13 protein-coding genes and 3 pseudogenes are annotated in these 24,867 nt (G+C 70.4%); 5 read left to right on the forward strand and 11 right to left on the reverse strand.

The genetic code is table 11. The features are described from left to right. Positions 1–148 precede the first annotated feature (148 nt). Together JIW86_RS08340 and JIW86_RS08345 are read left to right on the forward strand one after the other, a co-directional pair. Positions 149–2,814 (forward strand): annotated as a pseudogene (locus JIW86_RS08340) (SpoIIE family protein phosphatase). Between the two features lie 233 nt (positions 2,815–3,047). Further along, entirely contained in the window at positions 3,048–4,082 is a 1,035-nt protein-coding gene (locus JIW86_RS08345) for an ABC transporter substrate-binding protein (protein WP_416237668.1), read from the forward strand. Between the two features lie 111 nt (positions 4,083–4,193). On the opposite strand, the gene JIW86_RS08350 is transcribed toward JIW86_RS08345, so the two are convergent. Beyond that, on the reverse strand, positions 4,194–4,856 hold the full coding sequence (locus tag JIW86_RS08350) for an MFS transporter (RefSeq protein WP_257553195.1): 663 nt from the start codon (positions 4,854–4,856) through the stop codon (positions 4,194–4,196). 525 nt (positions 4,857–5,381) lie between these two features. On the opposite strand from JIW86_RS08350, the gene JIW86_RS08355 reads away from it, so the two are divergent. Together JIW86_RS08355 and JIW86_RS08360 are read left to right on the forward strand one after the other, a co-directional pair. Further along, the gene (locus tag JIW86_RS08355) at positions 5,382–5,630 is read left to right on the forward strand and encodes a CU044_2847 family protein (RefSeq protein ID WP_257553196.1); all 249 of its coding nucleotides are present in this window, start codon (positions 5,382–5,384) and stop codon (positions 5,628–5,630) included. A gap of 6 nt (positions 5,631–5,636) precedes the next feature. Further along, complete coding sequence (locus JIW86_RS08360) at positions 5,637–10,361, forward strand: trypsin-like peptidase domain-containing protein (protein WP_257553197.1); 4,725 nt, start codon at positions 5,637–5,639, stop codon at positions 10,359–10,361. A 28-nt stretch (positions 10,362–10,389) separates the two neighbouring features. Here JIW86_RS08360 and JIW86_RS08365 read toward each other — a convergent pair whose 3' ends face one another. After that, positions 10,390–11,712 (reverse strand): DUF2254 domain-containing protein, encoded by a 1,323-nt coding sequence (locus JIW86_RS08365; RefSeq protein WP_257553198.1) that lies wholly within the window; start codon positions 11,710–11,712, stop codon positions 10,390–10,392. Positions 11,713–11,920: 208 nt separating this feature from the next. On the opposite strand from JIW86_RS08365, the gene JIW86_RS08370 reads away from it, so the two are divergent. Beyond that, complete coding sequence (locus JIW86_RS08370; RefSeq protein WP_257553199.1) at positions 11,921–13,768, forward strand: glycoside hydrolase family 15 protein; 1,848 nt, start codon at positions 11,921–11,923, stop codon at positions 13,766–13,768. Here JIW86_RS08370 and JIW86_RS08375 read toward each other — a convergent pair. The 9 genes and pseudogenes from JIW86_RS08375 to JIW86_RS08415 form a co-directional block, all read right to left on the reverse strand. Next, positions 13,765–15,534, reverse strand: coding sequence for a cation:proton antiporter (locus tag JIW86_RS08375; protein WP_257553200.1), 1,770 nt, complete (start codon positions 15,532–15,534; stop codon positions 13,765–13,767). The genes JIW86_RS08370 and JIW86_RS08375 overlap by 4 nt on opposite strands. Before the next feature lie 72 nt (positions 15,535–15,606). After that, positions 15,607–16,659: a cytochrome d ubiquinol oxidase subunit II gene (locus JIW86_RS08380; protein ID WP_257553201.1), complete on the reverse strand. Its 1,053-nt coding sequence runs from the start codon at positions 16,657–16,659 to the stop codon at positions 15,607–15,609. Positions 16,660–16,870: 211 nt separating this feature from the next. Further along, positions 16,871–18,136: pseudogene (locus tag JIW86_RS08385) on the reverse strand (cytochrome ubiquinol oxidase subunit I); the annotation flags it as partial. A gap of 39 nt (positions 18,137–18,175) precedes the next feature. Further along, positions 18,176–18,969, reverse strand: a pseudogene (locus JIW86_RS08390) (SDR family oxidoreductase). 204 nt (positions 18,970–19,173) lie between these two features. After that, on the reverse strand, positions 19,174–20,754 hold the full coding sequence (locus JIW86_RS08395; RefSeq protein WP_257553202.1) for a GMC oxidoreductase: 1,581 nt from the start codon (positions 20,752–20,754) through the stop codon (positions 19,174–19,176). Between the two features lie 145 nt (positions 20,755–20,899). Next, complete coding sequence (locus JIW86_RS08400; protein ID WP_257559254.1) at positions 20,900–21,814, reverse strand: cyclase family protein; 915 nt, start codon at positions 21,812–21,814, stop codon at positions 20,900–20,902. 41 nt (positions 21,815–21,855) lie between these two features. Further along, on the reverse strand, positions 21,856–23,340 hold the full coding sequence (locus JIW86_RS08405; protein ID WP_257553203.1) for a gluconokinase, GntK/IdnK-type: 1,485 nt from the start codon (positions 23,338–23,340) through the stop codon (positions 21,856–21,858). A 123-nt stretch (positions 23,341–23,463) separates the two neighbouring features. Continuing rightward, positions 23,464–24,096, reverse strand: coding sequence for a chloride channel protein (locus JIW86_RS08410; RefSeq protein WP_322975611.1), 633 nt, complete (start codon positions 24,094–24,096; stop codon positions 23,464–23,466). Beyond that, positions 24,030–24,860, reverse strand: coding sequence for a chloride channel protein (locus JIW86_RS08415; RefSeq protein WP_257553205.1), 831 nt, complete (start codon positions 24,858–24,860; stop codon positions 24,030–24,032). Before JIW86_RS08415 ends, JIW86_RS08410 begins: the two co-directional genes overlap by 67 nt. Positions 24,861–24,867: the final 7 nt, after the last annotated feature.

Raw genomic sequence — 24,867 nt, forward strand, 5'->3', positions numbered from 1 at the left:
AACCTCTCCGGCGTCGGCTGCTCGGCTCAACCATGACCTCTTCCTCTTCCTCTCCCCGGCTCTCAGGACACGGCCAGGAGCATTCGGAGCACGCCCAGCCCCCGGGGGTAGGGCGCGGCGGCCGCAGCGCCTGTCCTCGCTTCTGAGCGTGCGCAGCGTGGCCGGCGAGGTGTTCCTCGTGCAGCTGGTCGTCGTGGTGCTTCTCGTCGCCGCCGCGGTGGTGGCACTCGTGGTGCAGGCCAAGAGCGCCGCCATGCTGGACGCCCGGCACCGTACGCTCGCCGCCGCCGGAACGTTCGCGGAATCTCCGGGAATCGTCGCAGCCCTGCGCAGCCCCCATCCGAGCGCGGTGCTGCAGCCGAGCGCGGAGGCGGCCCGGAAGATCGCCGGGGTCGACGGCATCAACGTGTACACGCTCGACGGGGTCACCCTCACCCACAGCGACCCGGAGCAGATCGGGAAACACGTCGTCGGCCCCTTCTCCAAGGCCGCGGCCGGCAAATCGTTCACCGAGACCTTCGACGGGTCCCTGGGGCGGTCCGTGGTCTCGGTGGTTCCCGTCAAAGACCCCGAGGGTTCCGTCATCGCCGTCGTCTCCTCGCCGGTCACGGTCGAGAACGTCCAGAGCATGGTGAACCGGCAGCTGCCGGTCGTCCTCGGCAGCGCGGCCGCGGTGCTCGCCCTGTCCGCGGGCGGGACGGCTCTGGTGAGCCGTCGGCTGCTGCGCCGGACCCACGGCCTGGGGCCGGCCGAGATGACGAGGATGTACGAGCACCACGACGCGGTGCTGCACGCGGTGCGAGAGGGCGTACTGATCATCGGCGGCGGCGGACGGCTGCTGCTGGCCAATGACGAGGCGCGGCGGCTGCTGGATCTGCCGGCGGACGCGGAAGGGCTCCCCGTCACCGACCTGGGTCTGGAGGAGGGGATCGCCCGTCCGATCGCATCGGGCCGTTCCGCGACCGACGAGCTGCACATGGCGGCCGATCGGCTGCTGGCGGTGAACATCCGGCCCACCGCCCCCTACGGGCAGGCCGGGACCGTCGTCACGCTGCGGGACACCACCGAGCTGCGGGCACTGTCCGGCAGGGCCGAGGTGGCCCGCGAGCGGCTGAAGCTGCTCTACGACGCGGGTGTGCAGGTCGGAACGACGCTGAACGTGGAGCGCACCGCCGAGGAACTGGCGGAGGTGGCGGTCCCGCGGTTCGCCGACGTGGTCACGGTGGACCTGCTGGACCCGGTGCTGAGCGGCGAGGAGCCGCCCGAAGCGATCACCGAGATGCGCCGTACCGCCGTCGCCGGCCTTCAGGGCGACCACCCGCTCTCCCCCGTCGGCCAGCTGATCCGGTTCGCTCCCACCGGTCCCATGGCCGCCGGGCTGGCCGGCGGCCATGCGGTCCTGGAGGCGGACCTGCACGCCACGCACCGCTGGCGGGCCCAGGACCAGGCCAACTCCCTGCAGATCCTGGACCGCGGGATCCACTCCCTGATCGTCGTGCCCCTGCGGGCCCGGGGCGTGGTGCTGGGGATGGCCGGCTACTGGCGGGGGCAGGACTCCCCGCCGTTCGACGAGGAGGACGTGTCCTTCGCCGAGGAGCTGACCGCCCGGGCGGCGCTGTCCGTCGACAATGCCCGCCGCTACACGCGCGAGCACAACATGGCCGTCACCCTGCAGCGCAGCCTGCTGCCCCGGGGCGTACCGGAGCAGTCCGCCGTCGAGGTCGCGCACCGCTATCTGGCCGCCCAGGCCGGGGTGGGCGGTGACTGGTTCGATGTCATCCCGCTGCCCGGCGCCCGGGTGGCCCTGGTGGTCGGCGACGTCGTCGGCCACGGTCTCCACGCCGCCGCCACCATGGGCCGCCTGCGCACCGCCGTGTACAACTTCTCCACCCTCGACCTGCCCCCGGACGAACTCCTCAGCCACCTGGACGAGCTGGTCACCCACATCGACACCGACGACCAGGAGTGGCAGGGGATCACCGGAGCCACCTGTCTGTGCGCCATCTACGATCCCGTCTCGGGGCAGGTGACCGCCGCCACCGCCGGGCATCCGGGGCCCGCTCTGGTCCGCCCCGACGGAACCGTGTCCTTCCCCGAGGTGCCGGTCTCCCCGCCGCTGGGCCTGGGCGAGGGTCTGCCCATGGAGACCATGACGCTCACCCTGCCCGAAGGCTCCCGGCTGGCACTCTTCACCGACGGGCTGATCGAGAACCGCGACCGCGATCCGGACGCCGGCCTGGCAGCGCTGCGCGCCGCCCTGGCCGGGCCCGCCCGCACCCCGGAGGAGACCTGCACCGCGGTGATCGAGGCGATGCTGCCCGCCAGGCCCAGCGACGACGTCGCGCTGCTGGTGGCCCGCACCCGCCGGCTGGACCCCGAGCGGATCGCCGAGTGGGACGTACCCCCGACCCCGCGGCGGTGTCCCCGCTGCGGGCCGCCTGCGCCCGCCGACTGGCGGACTGGGGCCTGGAGGACATCGTCTTCACCACGGAACTCATCCTCAGCGAGCTGATCACCAACGCCATCCGCTACGGCACCGAGCCCATCCGGGTGAGGCTGCTGTACGACCGCAGCCTGGTCTGCGAGGTCTCCGACGGATCCAGCACCTCCCCGCACGTGCGCCGGGCCGAGGCCACCGACGAGGGCGGCCGCGGCCTGTTCCTCGTCGCGCAGTTCGCCGAGCGCTGGGGCACCCGCTACACCGCCCGCGGCAAGATCATCTGGAGCGAGCAGGCCCTCCACGACGGGGCCGCACCGCCCGCGACGGATCTCGGGGAGGCCCTCCTGGCAGGGTGGGACGACGAAGGGCTCTGAACGCGCGCCGGTGCGGCAGCCGCGCGGAAGACGGCGGACACCACCGTCTGGGACTGCGCCGCCGAGGCCGCCGACCGTACGCTGGCCTCGATCGGTACGCGACCTCCCGATATGGAGCCTTTGTGCCCGCACCCCGCCTCCGGACAGCCTCCGTCGCCGCCTGCCTGGCCCTCGCGGCGGCGGCCCTCGGCGCCTGCGGGGACGAGCCCGCCGCCGCCCCCGTAGCACCCGCGGTGGCCACCTCCGCCGCGGACGCCGGCGGCATGGCGGCACTGACCGCGGCGGCGAAGAAAGAGGGCTCGCTCAACGCGATCGCGCTGCCGCGCGACTGGGCCAACTACGGCGCACTGATCGACGGCTTCGAGAAGAAGTACGGGATCAAGGTCATGGTGGAGGACCCGGAAGGCACCAGCCAGGACGAGATCAACGCCCTGAAGGAGCACCGGGGCGCAGGCCGCGCCCCCGACGTGGTCGACGTGGGGGGCTCGTTCGCTCAGTCCGCGGCCCGGCAGGGCCTGCTCGCTCCGTACGAGGTCGCCCCGTTCGACCAGATCCCCAAGGAACAGAAGGACCCCCACGCCCGCTGGTACAACGACTACGGCGGCTACATCTCGATCGGCTGTGACGCCAAGCGCGTCAAGACCTGCCCCTCGACCTTCGCCGATCTGCGCAAGCCCGAGTACAAGGGCCAGGTCTCGCTCAACGGCGACCCCACCAAGTCCGGCTCCGCCTTCGCCGGCGTGTATGCGGCGGCCCTGGCGAACGGCGGTTCCTTCGACAACATCCAGCCCGGCATCGACTTCTTCGCCGAGCTCCGCAAGAACGGAAACTTCATCCCCGTCGAATCCACCCCGGCCACGATCGCGAAGGGCCAGACCCCGATCAGCATCGACTGGGACTTCCTCAACCTCGGATACGCCGACGATTTCTCCAAAAAGGGCGGGAACGTCGACTGGCGGACCGCCATCCCCTTCGACGGCAGCTTCGCCGAGTACTACGCGAACGCGGTGAACAAGGACGCCCCGCATCCCGCGGCAGCACGTCTGTGGCAGGAGTACTCCTTCAGCCCGGAGGGCCAGAACATCCGGCTCGGCGCCTACGCACGCCCCGTCCTCATGGACGCCATGGAGAAGGACGGCACCCTCGACAAGGCCGCCGCAGCGAAACTTCCGACCGTCGAGGGCACGCCGACGTTTCCGACGGAGGCCCAGACGGAGAAGGCGAGAGAGACCGTCAACCGCGGCTGGGCCGAGGCCGTCTCGGGCTGAGGACCGGGGGCGGTCCTGGCCAGGCGTGCGCCCGCCCGTCCGGGCACCGCTGCGGGATGAACCGGAAGCCGGTTCACCCCGCAGCGGGTTCAGACGCAGGCCACGAGCGGATCAGGGGACGGTGAGGTATCCGGTCAGAATGGAGCCGAGGACGGCGCCCACGCCGAAGACGGTGTAGAAGGCGGCCAGCAGGCTGGCGGGGCCGCCGAGGTCGTCCGACACGTGCAGCGGCAGTGCCATGTACATGGGGCCGAAGAGGAGGAAGAAGGCGAAACTCAGGCTGAGCAGTCCCAGCAGGGCCGGTGTGCGACGGATGACGGCGAAGCCCGCAGTGCGTGAGCTGCCGTTCTCCGGTGCGGGCTCGGTGTCGTGCGGGACGCCGATGAGGAACGTGACGGCGAGCACGAGGAACGTCGCCGCGTCGACGGCGATCACCGTCGCCGCATCGCCCCAGACGATGAGGGCCCCCTCGAGTGGCAGGCCGATGACGGTCGACAGTGAACCGATGCTGGAGAACATGGCGTTCCCGGCCAGATGGTCACGCTCGGGGAGCCAGCGGGCCAGGATGGTGTAGATGCCGGCCTGGCCCCACGAGTGCAGGACGGAAGAGATCGCGAGCAGCACGACATACAGCTCGATACCGAGCGCCCCGAAGGCGTGACACACGGGTATCGCGCTCAGGGCCGTGGCTCGCAGCAGAGCGTCCCAGCCGACCAGTTGGGAGGGAGATCTGCGCCGCAGGAACCGTCCCAGAGTGAGTGGCGCCCACAGCACCTGAGAGCGTGTAGGCAGCCGAGGCCATCGCGACCCACATTCCGCGTTCCGACGTTGGTGCAAGTTCGATCGCCAGCCAGCTCACGGCTACCACTGCCATGCCGTCGCCGAGGGATAAACGGTGAACTCCGGTAGCAGCCGCCGCAGCGCCGAGTGGGTGATCACCGGCCAATAGGGCGAGGCGCGGATCATCCGGGTCGGACTCATGGGCACGGTAACTCCAGGGGGTGAGTGGACCTCATCCCCTCATCCTTACCGCGTACTCCGGCGCCGCTGTGGGCCATTCACACTTGGCGCAAGCCTCGGTCTGCTGTGGGTTTCGTCTGCCGTAGCGGCCGCGCTGTGCTGAAAGCCTGCAGGTGCGACAGACCCGGACGGTTTGCCGGTCGGGAGATCCGGTCGGATCATGGGGAGTGGACGAGGTGACCCGCAGTCCATGCCGGGAGTGGCGATGTCCAGTTTCGATCGCGTCCACGTGGCGGTTGTTCCATCCCCGAATGACCTGGGAAACCTGGCCGGGGAGCATTGCGGGAGCGCTTCGCCCAGCGGATCGACGAGCTGGCCACGACGGTGAACGAGGTCGCGGACGGTCTGCGCGCCCGGCTCGTGGCCGGCTCTGACAGCGAGAGGGGCGGCTGGGGCCTCGACGCGGTGGACATGGAGTTCTCGGTCGAGCTGGAGGCCGAATCGGGTGTCGTACTGGCCAGGGCCTCGGTGACCGGAGGGTTCGCCGTCACCCTGTCGTTCCGGCGGAGTGAGCCCTCGCGGGGGTGAGCGCCGGTGTTCTCGATCGCGGTCGGTCGGCTCGTACCGGACGACGCTCCCGCGGGGAGGGCCGGGTCGGCCTTCGTGATCTCCGACGAGTACGCCCTGACGGCATGGCACGTGCTGTGCCCCTCGCGCGCGGGTCTGGCTTCCGGAAAGCAGCCCGCAGCCACCGGCCGGATCTTCTTCGCCGGCGGCGCCCCGACGCCCTTCGAGGTTGAGGACCACGACGCAGAGCTCGACGTCGCTCTGCTCCGGATCACCTCGCCTCCGGCGAACCTCAGGCCCGTCCCCCTGGGCGCTCTTCGCTTCCAAATCGACGACTCGGTTCTGGCAGTCGGGTGGCCGATGGAAAGGCCGTTCCCCGGAGACCTGGACCATGTCCGCGCAGTCGTCGATACCACCGACGCGACGATCTTCGGGGGTGCCCCGAGCCTGAAGCTGCACTCGCCCGAAGCCGCGGCGGGCAAGCCACTGCAAGGCCTCAGCGGCGGGCCCGTCCTGTTCCGAACGAGTGCCGACGTGGGAACAGGGCCAGGTTACGCGGTGGGAATCGTCCGCTACAACCCGCCGTGTCCGGACGGGACCGCGCTCGGCGGCACCTTCTACGCCACCCCTGTCGATGCGGTGACCCGGCGATGGCCGGACCTTCTCCGGTTCGTGCCCCGGCGACGCAATCTGCCCTCCGCCTCGAAGATCGAACAGTTCCTTGCCGATCAGCTGGGAACGGCCGTCGATCACCGCCCGTTCGGCGGCCGCACCACCGAGCTGGGCCGGCTGGACGCGTGGCTGCGCTCGCCCGACGGCCCGCCGTGCATGCTGGTGACCGCGCCATCGGGCGCCGGCAAGTCCACCCTGATGGCGCGCTGGTGGCAGCAGCTGGCGAACACTCCGTCGGACGATGAGTCATCGCTCTTCGTGCCCATCAGCGCGCGCTACGACATCGGCGGTGGGGATGCCGTCCTCCAAGCTGCCGTGGCGCGGTTGGCCCTCCTGCACGACGAAGACCCGATGGCGACGCAAGCAGCGAGTGTCGACCAGCTACGCGACCAGCTCGCGGAATATCTCGCTCTGCCCGCGCCGGATGCGGGCCGGCTCGTGCTGATCGTCGATGGGCTCGACGAGGGCCTCGGATGGGATGTGTCACCCACCCTGCTGCGCCCCACAGGCTTCGGCAGCGGTGTGCACGTGGCGGTCTCGGCCCGGCTGACCGCACAGCGCCCGGACGCCAATGCATGGAGAGAAGCGTTGGGCTGGCCGTCCGAGAGCACTGAGAGCCTTCACCTCCTTCCGCTGACCGAGGATGGTGTGGCCGCTGCCCTGCGAAGTCTCGAACCGCCCTTGGACGAGACGACCCGGGCCCGGGCCGGGCCGATCCTCCATCACGTCACGCAGGGCGATGCGCTGGTTCTGGGCCTTTACCTGCAGGAGTTGCAGGACGCGTCCGACAGGCCTGCCTGGCTCGCCGACCTGGAGCATCTGCCCGCTCCGTACGGTCTCGACGGCTACATGCAGCGTTGGTGGGCGGGCCAGGAGCTGCTGTGGCGGGGACCGATCGCCTCCCGAGGGGCCCGAGTCGGACAGCTCTACAGCCTCCTGGCGTGCACCCTTGGTCCGATCCGCAGACTCGATCTCCTGTGGATCGCCAAACAGTTCGGACTGTCGGGCGGGGATGAACTCAACGCGGCCCTGAACGATCTGGGCCGATGGGTCATCACCGACAGCGCCAAGTCGACGGCCGACACCACGTACTCGCTCTCCCATCCGCGCCTGGCCGAGCACCGCCGCAAAGAACTCGCGCGGGACGGCGAGCTGTCCACGTATGACGACGCGTACCTGTCCTGGGGCCGTGCCACTCTGCAGGCCGTCCAGGAGGGTGGCGAGGCCGCTCGGGCGGCGCACACCTACCCGGTGCGCTTCTACGGAGCGCACCTGGAAGAGCGGGCCCACGCCTCCGCGGCGGACCTGTTCGCCCTGGTCGGCGGGGACTGGGGCGCAGCCTGGGAGTTCGTCACCGAGGAGTTCCAGGGCCACCTGGGCGACGTACGCAGGGCCTTCCGGGCGGCCGAAGCGGAGAACGACGACGCGATTGCCTCTGGGCGCATGGCCGCTCGTCTACCGGAGCAGATCGCCTGCCAGGCCGCGATCGTGGACGCCTCGGTCAACGCGGCCCTGATCACCCCGGGGCTGGTGGCACAGCTGCGCCGCCGCGGTCTGTGGACGGACCGGCGGGCACTCGCCTACGTGCAGAGCATGACCTCGCCCTACGAGCGAGGCCACGCACTGCGGCTGGTCGCGCCCGAGTTGAGCCGGGCCGTCACCGAAAACGTGGCCGTCCTGTGCACGGCTTTGCAGGAAGAGGGCGAACCGGAGGCCGTCGCCGAGGCGCTGGCCGGTTACGTCCTCCACCTGGCCGGCACCGGTCGGGCGGACCGTGCGGTCTCCCACCTGTCGGCACTCCCTCACGAGTATCAGCAGGCACATGTCGCCGCAGCATTGGAACTCGTCCGGGTCGCGACAGGGGACACACGTGCTGACCTCGTGCGCACCCTGTTCGGCTTCGCGGCGAGCGAGCCGCCCGCCCGGGCCCGGGAAATCGTCCAGTCGATGGCGGAACGGATCGATCGCGAGACGGCCGCTGCGGCCATCGGTCGGGACCCGGCCAACGAAGCCTTCCGGCTCCTGGGTGCTCACCCGGGCCTCCCTTCCATGTCGGTAGCCGGTGTCTGGGCCCAGACGGGCCTGCTGAAGGTGGTGGCGCCCTGGATCCAGGAGACCGACTGGCCACAGATCAGCCATGGCGTCTCAGTGGCGGTCCAGGCTCGGGAAGCTGTAAAGGCAGTGGACGACCGGCTTGAGCGAGTCCGGCGTGAGAAGGAGCACGCCATCGACCATCAGGAGTACGAGCTGCTTGCGTCGCTCCAGGGCCGGGAAAAGGGCTTGCTCCAGGACCGGAGCAGGTTGGCTGACCTGGCGGAACAGACCAGACAGATGGCCGAACTGATGCCCTACCTTTCGGGAGACCCGGGGGAGGTCGCGGCCATGGTCATGGCACACGGCGCGCAGCACTTCACACGCACGTCCCTCGGCAGATTTCTGGCCCGCCTCGACGACCGGACCCGCAGCGACACCCTGCGGGATCTCGCCGCGCGGCTCCTGAAGGATCCGGAGCGTGCCGACCGGCGGGAGCTGCTCTGCGCGATGGCGGCAAACGGACAGGTGGACCAAGTGCTGGTCTTCGTCGCGGACCACCCGGTCCTGCCCGGTCTGCTGGACGACCTCGGCGCCATCACCGATCACCTGGACGCCCACGAGGCCAGGACACTGTTGAGCCAGTTGAGGACCGTCGGCGCCGAGCGGAGCGCACCGCCCATCGTCAAGGGCGCCGTCCTCGCCGCGCTCGCCGCCATCGGCCCAGATGAAGCAGTGGAGGCCCTCGAGCACGCACGCGCCGGCAGCCCGTCAGGGGACGCATCGACCGCACTGGTGAAGACCCTGTCAGCACCTCACGTTCCGATCCCGGAGATCGCGGGCGCGATCGGCACGGACTCGCTGCGCTGCGCCGCGCTGATGGTGCTCCCGCCCTCACGCGCGACAACAGCAGAGGAGACATTGAGTGTCATCCGGACCTTCCGGAGCCATCACTTCGCGGTCGAAACGCTACGCGCACTGCTTCCCCGAATTGCCGTCGACCAGCTGGCGACGGCCGAGCTCCGGGCGATCTCCGAGACGCTCGGCCTCCCCGGGGAGCACCCAGAACTCGACGACATCCTGCTACGCCATCTAACCAAGATCGCCGCACGGGACGGCTTCGAGGAGGCGCGCACCGCAGCCCGATCCCTCCATCCGCTGCCACCGGGTCTACCGGATGCGCTCGCGGCCGTAGCAGCCTCACGTGCGGGCTGCCGGATCACCTGCAGTACGGGCACCGGGAACAATCTCGCTGACGCCGTCCTCCATGAATTGCTCTCGGCAGACGACCCCGAGCGGGTACTGAAGGCCGACCACGTCCCGCGCGAGCTTCTGGAGGTCGACTCCCGTTTGGGCAGGCTGTTCCTGCTCGCGGTCCCCGAAGAGACGCGCCGCACACACTTGGATGGCCTCCTGCCCGACGGGGTGCTCAGTGGTGAGACCTTCTTCCACAAGAGCGACCTGTGGGCGGGGGCGTTGGCCCGGCTGCTGGCAGTCTTCGACTCCACGCACTTGGATCGGCTCTCCCCCATCGCCTCGCGCTCACGCCACTGGTTGAGCGACCTGCGGCTGTCCCCTGTGGCACGCGGTCGCCTCTTGGCGGCCGCGGCGGTGAGGTACGCCGAACTCGGCCAGCCAGTCGCGGCGTTCTCCCTGCTCCCCAGGATTCCTTTCGCCGCCGAGCGGTCGCAAGCCCTGGCCGCCATGGCCGAGTTCCTTCCGCCCACGAGCCTCGTCCATTGGGCGGAACACGTAACGACCGACATGGGCGGCTCCGGCGCATTCGGCCTGCGGGCAGTCGTATGGGCACGGGCGGCCGACCCCTGGAAGCGACTCGACCTCTCCGAGCGCTGGCTGGTCGTCCGTACGTGGCTGCGGCAGGTGCAGCACAGCGACCGCGAGGACCTGGCGGCAGACCTGTTGGGGCTGTCGCCACTGCTGCTCAGTGTGGGCGGGCCGGAATCGGGGCCTCGCATGTTCGAGGAGTTCACCCACTCCCGGGCTGACGGCGAGCCCGGCTCCGGGACGGTCAGCAGCAGTCAGGGTTGAGGAAAGAGTGAACGGCTCAGCGGGAGGGCTAGGGCGTCTCTTTCGGATCTTGTCGGGGACGCCGCTCACCGCCGATGCCCTGCCGGTCGGCCGTCTGCGCGCTGGCGCGCCGGGCGGGGTCGATGAACGCCCGCCGGACGGCTTCCTCGAGGAGGGCGAGCTCCGCGCGCACCGCCGGCAGACGCTCGGCCGGCTGGGTTTCGAGCAGGTCCTCCAGCAGCGCGCGGAGCCGCCTGCACACCTGGAGGGACGTGGACCCGTACTCACGGATTTCGGTGACGCCGAGCTGCAGGTAGTCCTCCCAGCCCCGGCCCGACACGACCAGCCGGGGCCGGCCCTGATCGTCGGCGAGCACGTACCGGCCGCGGAGCCGGGCCCGGCCGACCGCGTGCAGGAACGTGTTGATGTGGTTGAGCACCTGCACGGCGGTCGTGGGGTCGTTCACGGCGGGAGAGAGGGCGCGGATGGCGATGTCGACGAGGATGCGCAGGGAGAAGGCGGGGTCCTGCTCGATGGTGCGCTCGGTTCCGAGGGCGACGAGCCCGGTCACCCGTCGCGGGTCGGGCGTCCGCGCGGCACCGTGGGCCTCGACGAGAGTGGTGCCGGGCGGTACGAAGTCGCCCACCTGGTGGGCCAGTACGAGGACGCAGTCGTGGCGGACGGCGGCGGCGATCAGCCCCTTCGCGTCGAACGCCTGGATGACTCCGCCCCGTTCGGACCGGATGTGGGTCACCGGACCGGCAGGCGGCAGGGAATCCTCGCGTGCCGAGGAGTGGTGGACCCGTTCCGTCGCGCGCAAGAGCACCTTCTCGCCCAAGCGCCCCACCAGGTCGGCGATGGCCACGGGCCGGAGGTTGTGGGTGAACCGGTTGAGGTAGATCAGCAGGAGCATGAGGCTGACGGAGACGGCCACGCCGGAGAGGGTCACCCCCAGGTCGGGGACGGTGTCCGACTCGATTTTGCGCAACAGGGAAAAGGCGTACGCGAACGTTCCGGTGAACGTGGCGAGCACGGCCTTCTGCAGCCGGTCGCGGTACCACAGGCGCATGTAGCGCGGGGACAGGGTTCCCGTGGCCTGCTGGACGACGAGTACACCGATGGTCACCACGAACCCCAGCAGCGCGACCATGGATCCGACGACGGAGCTGAGCACGGTGCTCGCAGTCGTCGCGGAGTACTGCCAGTTGTCCGGCAGCCAGCCCGCTCTCTGCACACCGGCAACCCACTCGGCGAACACCGCGCCCAGCAGGAGTCCGATCAGGGGGATGATCCACAGACTCGCCTTGGCGTACTGCCGCAACCGGAAGCGCGCCGCCCAGGACATCATCGTCCGCTCCCGCGCGGTCCGCACCGCGGACCGCCGTGGGTTTCGGGAGCCGGCGCAAGGTTCGACAGCACGGGCAGCCTCCGGATTCGGCGGTGCGATGCGGCCTGAACGTCCACTTCGTGCGTTCTCATGCTAAAGGCGATTCCCGGCAGACGCAGAGGCAGCCCGCTCGGCAGGCTGGCCGCGAATTCCGCGCCTAAGCTGACTGGGTGGCGTCGGAAGGGGTCCTCCCATGGCTGACTACCCGCTGATCGAAAACCATGGCCTGATCGGTGATCTGCAGACCGCGGCATTGGTGACCACCGAAGGAACGATCGACTGGTTCTGCTGCCCGCGTTTCGATTCGCCCAGCGTGTTCGGTGCGCTTCTCGACTGGGAGAAGGGCGGGCATTTCACAGTCAAACCGACGGACGAGACGTACACCACGAAGCAGTTGTACCTGCCGGACACCGCGATTCTCGTGACGCGGTTCATGACCGAGGCCGGTGCCGGCGAGGTGGTCGACTTCATGCCCGTGACCGGAACGACGGCCACGGACCGCCACTGCCTGGTCCGCATGCTCCGGTGCGTACGCGGCAGCATGACGTTCCAAGTCGACATCGCCCCACGGTTCGACTACGGCCGGGGGTCCCACACCCTGCACATCACCGAGAACGGGGCGGTGTTCGCCTCGGAGGACCTGGAACTCACCCTCAGCGTGGTGCGGGAGCCGGAGGACGAACGGGTGGTGCACACCGTCACCGGCGAACACGACCTGCGCGTCACGCTTCCGCTCGAGGCCGGACAACAGCGGGGTCTGGTCATGGAGTCGGCCGCGCAGGGGCCGCCCCGCGAGATCCGCGTCGCCGAGTTCCAGGAGCTCTTCGACGACACCAGGCAGTACTGGCGGTCGTGGCTCCGTCAGTCCCGCTACTCGGGCCGCTGGCGCGAGATGGTGGAGCGCTCCGCCGTGACGCTGAAGCTGATGACGTACGCACCCAGCGGGGCCCTGGTTGCAGCCCCCACGGCAGGTCTGCCGGAGCAATTGGGCGGCGAGCGCAACTGGGACTACCGGTTCACCTGGATCCGTGACGCGTCCTTCTCCGTGTACGCCCTGCTGGGACTGGGGTTCACGGAGGAGGCGAGGGCATTCATCGGCTGGCTGAGCGACCGGGTGAAGGAGAAGGCCGGCAGCGACACCGGCACGGGACCGCTGAACATCATGTACCGGGTGGACGGTTCCTCCGATCTCTACGAAGAGACCCTGGACCATTGGGAGGGGTACCAGGGATCCTCCCCGGTGCGCATAGGCAACGGCGCGGCGACCCAGCTGCAGCTGGACATCTACGGCGAGGCACTCGACAGCATCTCGTTCGCCCACCAGCACGGCATCCACCTGGACGTCCGGGGCTGGACTTCGCTGCGCACCCTGCTGGACTGGCTCGTGGACCACTGGGACCAGGCCGGTGAGGGGCTGTGGGAGACCCGCGGCGGGCGCAAGCACTTCACCTACGGCCGGGTCATGTCCTGGGTCGCGTTCGACCGCGCGCTGCGGCTGGCGGTCGCCCACGGCCGACCGGCCGAGAGCGGCCGCTGGGCCGCCGAGCGCGACAACATCTACGAGCAGATCCTGGCGAAGGGCTGGGACCCGGAGCGCAAGGCGTTCGTCCAGCACTACGGCAGCGATGTGCTCGACTCGTCGCTGCTGCGGATGCCGACGGTGGGTTTCATCACGCCGGACGACCCGATGTGGACGTCCACCCTGGACGCGATGGACCGGGAGCTGGTGACCGACAGCCTGGTCTACCGCTACAACCCCGAGGCCTCGCCGGACGGTCTGCGCGGCTCCGAGGGAACCTTCTCCCTGTGCACGTTCATGTACGTCGACGCCCTGGCACGGGCCGGGCGGACCGATCAGGCCAGGCTCGTGCTCGAGAAGATGATGACGTACGCCAACCACCTGGGCCTGTACTCCGAGGAGATCGCCCTGACGGGCCGGCAGCTCGGCAACTTCCCGCAGGCGTTCACCCATCTGGCTCTCATCGACGCGGCCATCACCCTGGACGAGACCCTGAACCGGGTGGGGCAGGGCGGCAGCTAGCCGGGAGGCGGTACGGGGCCGAGCAGAACGACAACGTCGCCTTCCTCCGGGGTGACGGTCTGCGTCTCGTCGACCGGCTCCAGCCGACCGTCGGCACGGACGACGAACAGCGTTTCGTGCCCCGGCGGGGGCGGATCGGAGGCGGGCTGCACCAGGAACCGGGCGCCCTGCTCGTACCGTGCCGCCAGGACGTGCCTGACGAGTGAACCGCCGAAGAGGACGGCGCCGCCCGTGTAGGGCGCGACGACGCCATGGCTCTCGTGGGGCGGGCCCACCCGGTAGACGGAGCCCTCGACGTTGTCCTCGACCAGCACCGAGGCGAGCGCGTTGAAGTCGTCGTCATCGGTGAGCAGGAGGACGGCGTTGACTCCCTCCAACCGGGCCCTCGGGTTGGTGGCCGTCGCCAGCAGGTCCCCTCTGGCGAGTTTGATCCCGGCGTCCTTGATCCGTGCGCGCTCCTCCTCCAGTCCCGCCCACATCTCCACGTCGAGTCCCGCCGACCGCAGGGCTCTTCCGAGTGCGATCACCCACGGTGCGCCGCCCACGAGGAGGGGCCGCGTGCGGTTCGGCCGGGCGACGCCGAGCCGCCGGGCCACGGGTCCGGCGGTCAGGGCGTACAGCACGACCGTCGAGACGATCACCAGGAAGGTGATGGGCAGGATTTTGGAAGCCCCGCGCAGCCCCAGTTCGACGAGGCTCGCGGAGAAGGCCGCCGCGGTGGAGGCCGCGACGATGCCGCGCGGGGCCATCCATCCCGCGAACGCCCGTTCCCCCAAGGTCATATCCTTGCCCATGGTGGCGGTGAAGGCCACGAGCGGTCGCACGATGAGGACGAGGAACGCGACGAGGACGAGCGTGGGAAGGAGCACGGGCGTCAGGGAGGCCGGGGTGACGCTCGCCGAGATGGAGATGAACAGCAGCCCGATGATCAGCTGGACCAGTGTCTCGAAGAAGGGCCGGCGGGCGGGCATGTCGAAGCCCCGGATGTTGGCCGCGGCCATGCCGATGACGATCGCGGCGATGAGCCCCGTGTCGTCGCGCACGATGTCGCACCCTGCCGACACGGCGATCACCGTGGCCAGTTGCGCCAGCGTACCGAGGGCCTCGCCGAGCCGGAGCACGCGCAGGGTCAGCCACAGCAGCGCCACCCCCACGGCTCCGCCGACGAGGCCGACGGCCATGCTGATGAGGAACTGGCCGATCTGGTACCCCCGGCCGATGTCGATCTGGTGCGTCGTAGCGATGGCGTGGAAGACCAGTGCGCCGAGGATGGCGCCGATCGGGTCGGTCAGCGTTCCTTCCCAGATCAGCAGGCGCCGTACCTTGTCCGTCGGCCGCACGTACTGGAGGAGGGGCCCCACGACCGTGGGCCCCGACACGACGAGGATCATGCCCACCATCGCCGACACCCTGAGCGACATGCTGAACAGGGCCGGGGCGACGGCGCAGACGGCCAGGAAGGTGAAGGCCACTCCGAAGAGCAGCAGCCTGCCCACGACCGCGCGGGTGTGGCCGGTGAGGTTGCGCAGGTCCAGGCCGAGCCCGGCGTCGTAGAGGATCACTGCCACGGACAGGGACACCAGGGCGGAGAAGTCCTCCCCGATCAGCTGGTCCGGATGGACGACGTCGGTCATGGCGCCCGCGGCGAAGCCCGCCGGCAGCAGCAGGATCAGCGCGGGGACGCGCAGCTTGCTCGCGAGGATCTGGCAGGCGGTGGCCAGGGCCACGACCAGGGCGATGCCGAGGAGGATGTCGTCCTCGCTCACAGCGGTTTCCTTCCTCGCCGCACGGGCGCGATGGGGGACTCGACGGGGCGGGGCGCGGCCCCGCCCGCGCGCTCAGTCGCCGTCGATCACGTCACCCCGGGTGGGGCCGGTGCGCCGCAGGTCGGATTCGGTGAGGGGTTCCAGCTCGCCGTGGGTGTCCAGCCAGTAGAGGAAGAAGACGGCCGGGGCGACGAGCAGCAGGGCAACGAGGCTGACCACCGACAGCCAGACCAGCGTCTGGGAGTCGCCCGCGGCATCCGCCACCGTCAGGGACGTGGGGATGAGGTAGGGATGCTGTGCGATCCCCCAGGCGAAGACGGCCGCGCCGACGACACCGACGGCGCTGAAGCGGGCCCAGTGCCTCTGCCCCCGCAGCACGAGCAGTCCCGTGCCGGCGAAGCACACCACGGACACGATCGCGAGGGCGAGCCCCGCACCGTGGGTCAGTCCGTGCCAGACATGGGGTGCATCGCCGCGGGTGACGAGGAGCACGCCCACAGCGAGCAGGGCGACCGCGACGAGACTGACGAGGGCGCGCAGCCGGAAGTAGCCGACGAGGTCGGGTGCGTCGAAGCGCGCGGCGTCGGCGGTCAGGAACACTGCGCCGAGGAGTGCGGTCCCGGCGACCGTGAGCAGCCCGAACAGGAGGGACGCGGGGTTGGCCCACGCGTCCGCCGAGGCTTCGGTACCCGGCGCGATCCGGCCGGTGGCGACGGCGCCGACGGCCGCCCCGAGGAAGAACGGGGTGAGCAGGGAGGCGATGGCGAACACGGCGCCGTAGAGGCGCCGCCGGGCCAGCCGGCGGCTGGGCTTGCGCAGGGCGAACCCGGCGCCGCGCAGGACCGTGCCGAGGACGGCCAGTGCCAGGGGGAGCCACAGCGCGGTGAACACCGTCTGGAACAGCACGGGGAACCCGGTCCACATGAGGACCAGGACGAAGATCAGCCAGACGTTGTTGACCTCCCACACCGGCGCCATGGCGTGGTCGATCAGCCATCGGGGGCGCTTGCCGCGCTCGGCCCCGCCGGCCGTCAGGTCCCAGAAGCCCGCCCCGTAGTCGGTCCCGCCGGCGCAGGCGTACGCGGCCACTGCGAGCAGCATCACGAAAGCGACGAGGTCGGCCATCACGTTCCACCGCCCCCGGAAGGAGTCGAGCCGCTGTCGCCCGAGGAGGCGTCGCCGGCCGGGACGGGAGGGCGCGGACCGTAGGGGTGACCGCCTCCGGTGCCTCCGCCATCCGCCCGTCCGCCTCGTCCGCCAGGCGCCAGCGGTCGCGCATCTTCAGCAGGACGGTGAGGAACGCACCGAAGATGAACACGTACACCACGATCACCAGGCCGAACATGATCCACAGGGTGGTGGAGCGGGTGGATGTCACTGCCTCGGCGACGCGCATGTTCTGGTAGACGATCCAGGGCTGGCGCCCCACCTCGGTCGTGATCCAGCCGCATTCGACCGCGATGACGGAGCCGACGCCGGCGCAGGCGGCGCCGCGGTAGAACCACTTGGAGTCGGGCAGCCGGCGACGGCGCAGCCAGACCAGGCCGTACACGAGGGCGAGGAGCAGGAGCAGGGAGCCGATTCCGACCATGGTGTCGAAGGCCCAGTGGGCGATCGTGGCCTGAGTGGCGTTCGGCCGGTCGCTCGCCGGCACGGAGGCCAGCCCGGTCACCGTGGTGTCCGGGCTGAACCCGGCCAGGATGGAGTCGAGCTGGGGGATCTTGATGCCGCCGGAGACGGTGCCGTCCGGATGGAGCCGGCCGTAGAGGTACTCCGGAACGTGGGTGTCGGTCTCCCAGACGATCTCCATCGCCGCGAATTTCACGGGCTGCTTCTGGAACACCTGCCGGGCGATCGAGTCCCCCAGCATGAACTGCACCGGAGTGGCCACCGCGGCGATGGTGAAGGGGACCGCGAAGCCGAGCCGGTGGTAGCGGTCCCGGCGGCCGCGCAGCCATCCGACGGCGTAGACGCCTGCCACGACGTAGCCCGCCGTCACCAGCATCGCCACCACGAAGTGCCAGTACTCGGGCCCGAACATCGGGGTGAAGATGGCTTTCCAGACGTCCACGTCGACCGGGTTGCCCTCGGAGTCGAGTGTGAACCCCTGTGGGGTGTTCATCCACGAGTTGGCGGCCAGGATGCCGAAGGCCCCGAGCAGCGCGGTGGCCGGCAGCGGCAGCCCGAGCAGGAAGTGGGTGCGTGGCTTCAGCCTGCGCCAGCCGTACAGGTAGATGGCGATGAGCACCGCTTCGAGGAAGAACGCCCAGGCCTCGACGCCGAACCCGATGCCGAAGACATCGCCCCACTTGCCCATCAGTCCCGGCCAGAGCAGGCCGAATTCGAACGACAGCACGGTGCCGGTGACGACGCCGATCGCGAACTGCACGGCCATCACGGCCGACCAGCGCCGGGCCAGCAGCAGGGCCGTGGCGTCGTTCCGGCGCAGGCCGCGGTAGTGCATGACGAGGGTGATGAACGGCAGTGCCACTCCCATCGGCACCAGGATGATGTGGGAGGCGAGGGTGAACGCCATGAGCTCCCTGGCCGGGAGCATCTGGGCGGGGGCGTCTGCCGCCAGCAGTTGGACCGTGGTGTGCATACGTTCCTTTGCCGCTCGGGATGACTGGCCGGACGGGGGTCAGCCGCCGGTGGCGAAGCCGGGGAAGAGGGTCATCCCGCCGTCCACGTAGAGCGTGGTGCCCACCACGTAGTCCATGAGGTCGGAGGCGAGGGCCACCGCGGCGTAGGCGATGTCCTCGGGCTCGCCGATGCGCTCGTACGGGATCAGCCGGAGCAGATCCGTCCGCGCCTGTTCCGTCTCCCACGCGTCCCGGTTGATCGGTGTCTTGATGGCTCCGGGAGCGATGGCGTTCACGCGGATCTTCTTGGGCGCGAGTTCCTGGGCCAGGGTCGCCATCATCATCTGCACGCCCCCTTGGAGGAGGCGTAGTTCACGTGCCCCGCCCAGGGGATGATCTGGTGGACGGAGCTCATGCAGATGATCTTTCCGGCGGCCCGGGAGACCTCGGGGACGACGCCGCGGCGCAGGAACTCCTTCGTCGCTTCGCGAGCGCAGAGGAACTGGCCCGTGAGGTTGACGTCGAGCACCTTCTGCCACTGGGCGAGCGTCATCTCCTCGAAGGGGGCGTCGCGCTGCAGTCCGGCGTTGGCGACCAGGATGTCGATCGTGCCGAACTCCTGGACCATCCGGTCCATCATGGCCACGACCTGGTCCTCCTGGGACACGTCCGCCTCGTACGCGGCAGCGCGCACGCCGAACGAGGCGATCTCCGCGACCACCTTCTCGGCCTCTTCCTTGCCGGCCACGTAGTTAACGACCACGTCGGCGCCGGCCCGGCCCAGGCCGATGGCCGTTGCCTTGCCGATTCCGCTGTTGGCGCCGGTGACCAGTGCTTTCTGGCCCTTGAGCAGGTGGGCGGGGATCACTGCCCGCGATGCACCCTCGGTGGAACTCACGATCGACTGCCTCCTCGACTGCCCGATCCGGTCCGCCGGACCGCGGCCCGACAGGGTCCGAAAGCCACCGAATCACCCTCTTCGGAGATCGGCGGCCCGAGAGGGGTGCTCTTGGGCCACGCGGCCGAGCATCACCCCCGGTCGGAGGAAGCTGCGGGGTCAGCCCAGCCGTTCCAGCAGGTGGTCGCCCACCCGCAGGGCGTTCGCGATCGCCGTGAGGGACGGATTGACCGCGCCGATGCTCGGGAAGAAGCTCGTGTCGACCACGTACAGGTTGTCGAGCTCGTGGGCCTTGCAGTTCACGTCCAGCGCGGACGTGGCCGGGTCGTCGCCGAACCGGACGGTGCCGGCCTGGTGCGCCGTGGCGCCGATCGGCATGCCCTTGTGGAGGTAGATGCTGCGCGACAGGAGGTGGTGCTCGTGCATCCCCAGATGACCGAGCATGCCCTGGAGCTTGTGCCGCAGGCGTTTCAGCCCCGCCATGTTGTTCTTCTCGTCGAGCACGAGACGGATGGTGCCGTCCGCGTCGACGGTGACCCGGTTGTCGGGGAGCGGAAGGTCCTCGCCGCACAGCCAGAAGTCGACCGCGTGGTGGGCCATGACTTCGAAGGGCATGTCGGGGGTCACGGCGCCCGCCCAGCGGGGCGCCTCACCGTGGATCTGGTCGGAGTCCGACTTGCCGAGCATCTGAATGCCGCCCAGCGGGTAGTCCCAGTCGTCGGCACCGAGGTACCAGTCGTGCAGGGCCAGGGTCTTCTGGAACCTGGTGTCGTTGGGTTCCTTCGAAATGGCCATCAGGGCAAGGTTGTTGTGGCGCATGTAGTTTCGGCCGACCACGTCGGAGCTGTTGGCCAGGCCCTGGGGGTGGCGGTCGTTGGCCGAGGCCAGGAGGAGAACCGCCGAGTTGACCGCCCCGCAGGCGACGACCACGATGTCCGCGGTGTAGGAGGCCTCGAGCCCGTCCTCGCTCCGGGTGACGACGCTGCTGACACTGCGTCCGGTCGGATCGGTCTCCAGCCGCACCACCCGCGCATTGGTGATCATCTCGACGTTCGGGTGCCGCAGGGCCGGATCCACGCAGATCACCTGGGCGTCCGACTTGCCGCGCACCAGGCAGGGGAAGCCGTCCACGCGGTCGCAGCGGATGCAGACGCTGGATTCGGTCGCCCGCCCGTTCCGGTCCTGGCTCAGGTTGACGCCGATGGGCAGGTGGAACGGGTGCAGGCCCCGCTTCTCCAGGTCGTCGCTGAGCTGCTGGATCCGTGGCTCGTGTTCGACCGGCGGGTAGGCGTACTGGGCGCTGTACGACCCTTCCCACGGGTCCTCTCCGTGGCGTCCGTGGACCAGGTAGAGGTGCTCGGCCTCGGTGTAGTAGGGCTCCAGGTCCTCGTACCGGATCGGCCAGGCCGGCGACAGCCCGTCGTGGTGGCGGAGTTCCCCGAAGTCCTCGGGCCGCAGCCGGAAGAGGGCGGCGCCGTAGAACTTGGTGTTTCCCCCGACGTAGTAGTTGACCTCGGGCGGGAATTCGTCGCCGTGCTTGTCCAGCCAGAACTCCGGGGCACGGTACTTGCCCTTCACGAACACGGCGGTGGAGTCCCAGTTGTCCCGCTCACGGGGGAGGTAGTCACCGCGTTCGAGGATGAGGACCCGTTTGCCGGACGGGGCGAGCCGGTGGGCGAGCGTACCGCCGCCGGCGCCTGAACCGATGATGACGACGTCGTAGTGCGGGGAGTCGCCCACGGCGACCACCGTCCTTGCGCTCGTGGGCCCCGCCTGTCACCGGGCCCTCTCTCTGCGCGCTGCCGGGACACGGCAGCCACCCCACCTCTTCGAACGTATCCCTCCTCTCCCCGAGCGGCGACCGGACGGCGCTCCCGCGCTGCCGTCACAGAACCGCGATCGGGTTCACGGGCGAGCCGGTGGCCGAGGGGAGCCGGAGCGGCGCGACCACGCACAGGAAGGACCACCGGCCCGCGCGTGCGCACGCCTCGGTCAAGTCCTCGAACTGCAGGTAGTCCATCAGCTGCAGTCCCATGGCGTGCATGGCCAGCACGTGCACGGGAAAGCCGATCCCGGCCACCGCGCTGGGGGCGGTGTCGTGGTTGCCGTCCGCGCCCAGGACGGAGACCTGCCGCTCGGCCAGGAACCGCACGGCCGTGGGATGAAGGCCGGCCCGGGCCCGCGCCGCGTCCCACGCCCCGCTCTCCCGGCGCCGCAGGCGATGCCCCACCCGTACGAACAGCAGGTCCCCCGGCCGGACCCGGACCCCTTGGGCGGCTTCCGCCGCGGTCAGGTCATCGGCGGTCACGTGATCCCCTGGCTCCAGCCAGGGCACGCCCCGCAGCCGTGGAACGTCCAGGAGCACGCCACGGCCGACGATGCCGTCGCTGACGGCCTCGACGGAGAGCTCACGGGCGCCCTCGGGCGTCACGCTGCTCGCCGGCACGCCGTTGTAGAGCTCCCCGTCGAACAGCACGTGGCACAGCGCGTCGAGATGGCTGTCCGCGTCCCCGTGCACGTTCATCGCGAACCGGTCGCGGGCGAAGTGCAGCCCGGCGGCACCGGTCTCACCGGCAGCGGGGGCGATCATCCGGTGGTGTGCGGGGTCGGGGTTGTCCGGGCCGGGCAAGGTCTCGATGGGCGCGGCCAGGGACACCGTGAGTCCGGAGCGGACCTCGGCGGCGGCGGCCACCACGCGCTCGGGCGTCAAGTGGCAGAGCGCACCGCGCCGGTCGTCGGGGGCGCGCGGGCTCCTCTCGCGCAGCTCCTCGTACAGCGCGCGGAAGGCGTCAGCAGTCATGGGCTGCTGCGGCGGCGGCGTCGAGGGCCCGGTGTCCGGGGTCACCAGGACCCCCACGGGGCCAGGCACCACCGGAAGACGTGGCTGCCGCCCGGTTCCAGGACGGTGAGCGCCGTGCCGCTGCGCAACGCGTCGGCCGGGCAGGACATCGGCTCGATGGCCACGCCCCGCCGGCGCCGCCCGGGCTCCGGCAGCGTGTCCCCGGTGTAGACCTGCACGTACCGGACGCCCTCGATGAGCCGTACGTCGATGCCACGGAGCCCCGAAGGATGCGCCAGCCGTACCGCGCAGCGGCCCGCTGGGTCGCGGTCGAGCTCCGTGTACGCGGTGTCCAGGCGCTGCTCGCCGATGGGCCGGGCGGTGCGGAAGTCGTACGGCGTGCCGTCGACGGGCTCCTCACCGGTCGGCAGGCCGTGTTCGTCGGTGACGAGCCGCTGGCGGGCCGGCACGGTCAGCAGCGCGGTGTCCACCAGGTCGGTGCCCACGGTCAGATAGGGGTGCTGGCCCACGCCGTAAGGCGCGGCCGTGTCCCCCGCGTTGGTGGTGGTGACGGTGGTCTCGAGCCCCTCCCGGCCGAGCCGGTACTCGGCGGCGACCTCCAGCCGGTACGGGTATCCAGGCTGCGGGTAGAGGACGGTGCCCACCGTGACCGCGTCCTCGCTGCGGGCGAGCAGCCGCCACGGCACCCACCTCAGGAGCCCGTGGATGGCGTTGTCGTTCTCCGGTTCGGTCAGCGGGAGTTGCCGGTCCTCTCCGCCGAAGCCGTACCGCCCGCCCTTCACCCGGTTGGGCCAGGGCACGAGAAGCTGACCCCGTCCGCCGGTGATCGGCTCGTCGGCGGCGAACCCGTCGAGGAGCGGCCGCCCGCCCACCTCGTAGTGGCGCAGGGCGCCGCCCAACTCGACCACCACCGCCGCCTGTTCACCGTGGCGCAGCCGCCACTGTTCTCCTGATGCTGTGGGGGGCATGTGCGGCTCCTCGGTCGGTACGGCGCAGAGCTGGGCGACGACGGCTGCGACAACGGCCTCCGGGGGCTGGTCGATGTCCACCACGCAGGCGTGCTCGTCGGGCTCCGGCTCCTGGAGGTCGGCGAACTGGCTGTCCAGCAGTTGTGCGGGGAAGAAGTGGCCGTGCCTGGACTGCAGCCGGGACCGGATGAGTTGCCGTGAACCGTGCAGATGGACCAGACGTACTTCAGGCCGTCCCCCGGCCAGTTGGTCCCGGTAGGCGCGTTTGAGCGCGGAGCAGGCGACGACAGCGGGTTCCCGCGCTGCGATCCGCCGGCCGATCCATGCCGCGACGGCTGCCAGCCACGGGCGTCGGTCCTCATCGGTCAGGGACTCGCCGGCCGCCATCCTGGCCCGGTTCGCCGGAGTGTGGAAGTCGTCGGCGTCCTGGTACGCCCAGCCGAGCCGGCCGGCCAGCAGCCGTGCCACGGTGGACTTCCCCGACCCCGCCACGCCGGTCACGAGCACCACGGCCGCGGGCACGTTCGCGCCGGGGGCTTCCGGCTGGTGACGCGCCATACGGCCTCCTTCGTGCGGTACCACCTGCCACGTGCCAGTCCCGTCTCCGGCCGGGTACTTCCACTCTCGGTACGCGCGGTCCGCGGCGCACCTCGGCGACCGTACGGGGACTACGTCGGCGACTCAGACGGAGCCGGACGGCTTGGCGGCAGGGGGAGCCGCGGTCTGCGGTTCCGCGGGTTTGCCCACGGGCGGAACGTCGGGTCCGGGCGGCAGCAACTGCGTCGTAACGAAGGACACGACGGCCGCCAGCATCACCACGGGGGTCATGGCGACGCTGCCAAGCACCACGACGACGAGCACGATGCTGCTGACCGGCAGCCGCAAGGCACTGGTCGTCGCGGCCGCCATGCCCGCGGCCATTCCGGGTACGACCCCCAGGCCCGGCAGGGGCGCGAGCAGCACACCAATCGCACAGCCCAGGAACAGCGACGGGAACACGGGGCCGCCGCGCAGGCTGCCCAGGCACAGGGCGTAGGCGGCGCCCGTGCAGAGCACCACCGCGATCAGGGACCCGACCCCCCAGGCATGCGGATCGGCGGCCATCCGGCTCAGTGTCTCCTGGCCGGAGGACGACACGTCAGCGGGCGACAAGCCGGTGGTGAGCGCGTACACGGCGGAGCAGACGCCCGCTCCCAGGGCGCACAGGGTCGTACGGGCGACGGTGCGCTTCGCGACGAACCGCGCGGTCAGCCGCCCCCTCGCATGATCAGATGCAGGAGGGCACCGATGGCCACTGCCATCGGGATCGCCCAGAGCACGTCCCCGGCATCGAGATGGGGAACGGGCACGCCCACCTTCACGGAGAGGCTGGGCGCATCGAGACCGGTCCAGCGGCCGAAGCCGGTGAACACGAGCGAGCCGATCCCGCTCGACAGCAGCGCGGGCAGCATGACGGCGAACAGCTGTGGCCCGCCCACCCCGGCCACCTCGATGAGCAGCACCCCCGCGATGAGCGGGCTCCCGAAGATCACCGCGACCGCAGCCGCGGCTCCTGCCGCGCCCAGGAGCGCCGTGCTCTTGGCCGTCGCAGGCACCCGTGCCAGATCCCTGAAGAGCAGGGCCAGGCCGCCGCCGAGGGCGATCAGCGGGGCCTCCGGGCCGAGCGTGGCGCCGAGGGGAAGGCTGATCATGGCGGCGAGGATCACGCCGGGCAGGGCTCTCGCCGAGAGGCCGCCCGTGCGCAGTCCCCCGGCGGGGATGTGGCCTCCGGCGCCGGCCAGCCGGGTGACCACGAGCCCGACGGCCGGGCCGGCCACGAGCAGCAGCGGCAGCGGCCACCACCACGGCGGGGCGTCCCACCCCAGCGCCTCCGGCAGATCGCTCCACATCAGGTGCTCCAGCTTGTGGAGTGCGACCAGGAACCAGAACGCCACCAGCGACACCGGAACACCGATGAGGGCGCAGAACACGAGCGCCTTGAGATAGCCGGGGCTGCGCAGCAGTTCACGCAGCCGGTCCGCCTCTTCGGGCTGTGTCCCCCCGCCAGGGCCCGCGGGGCGCGGATCCGCCGCCGTCATCGGACGT

The sequence above is a fragment of the Streptomyces sp. NBC_00162 genome (genome assembly GCF_024611995.1).
Lineage (GTDB): Bacteria > Actinomycetota > Actinomycetes > Streptomycetales > Streptomycetaceae > Streptomyces.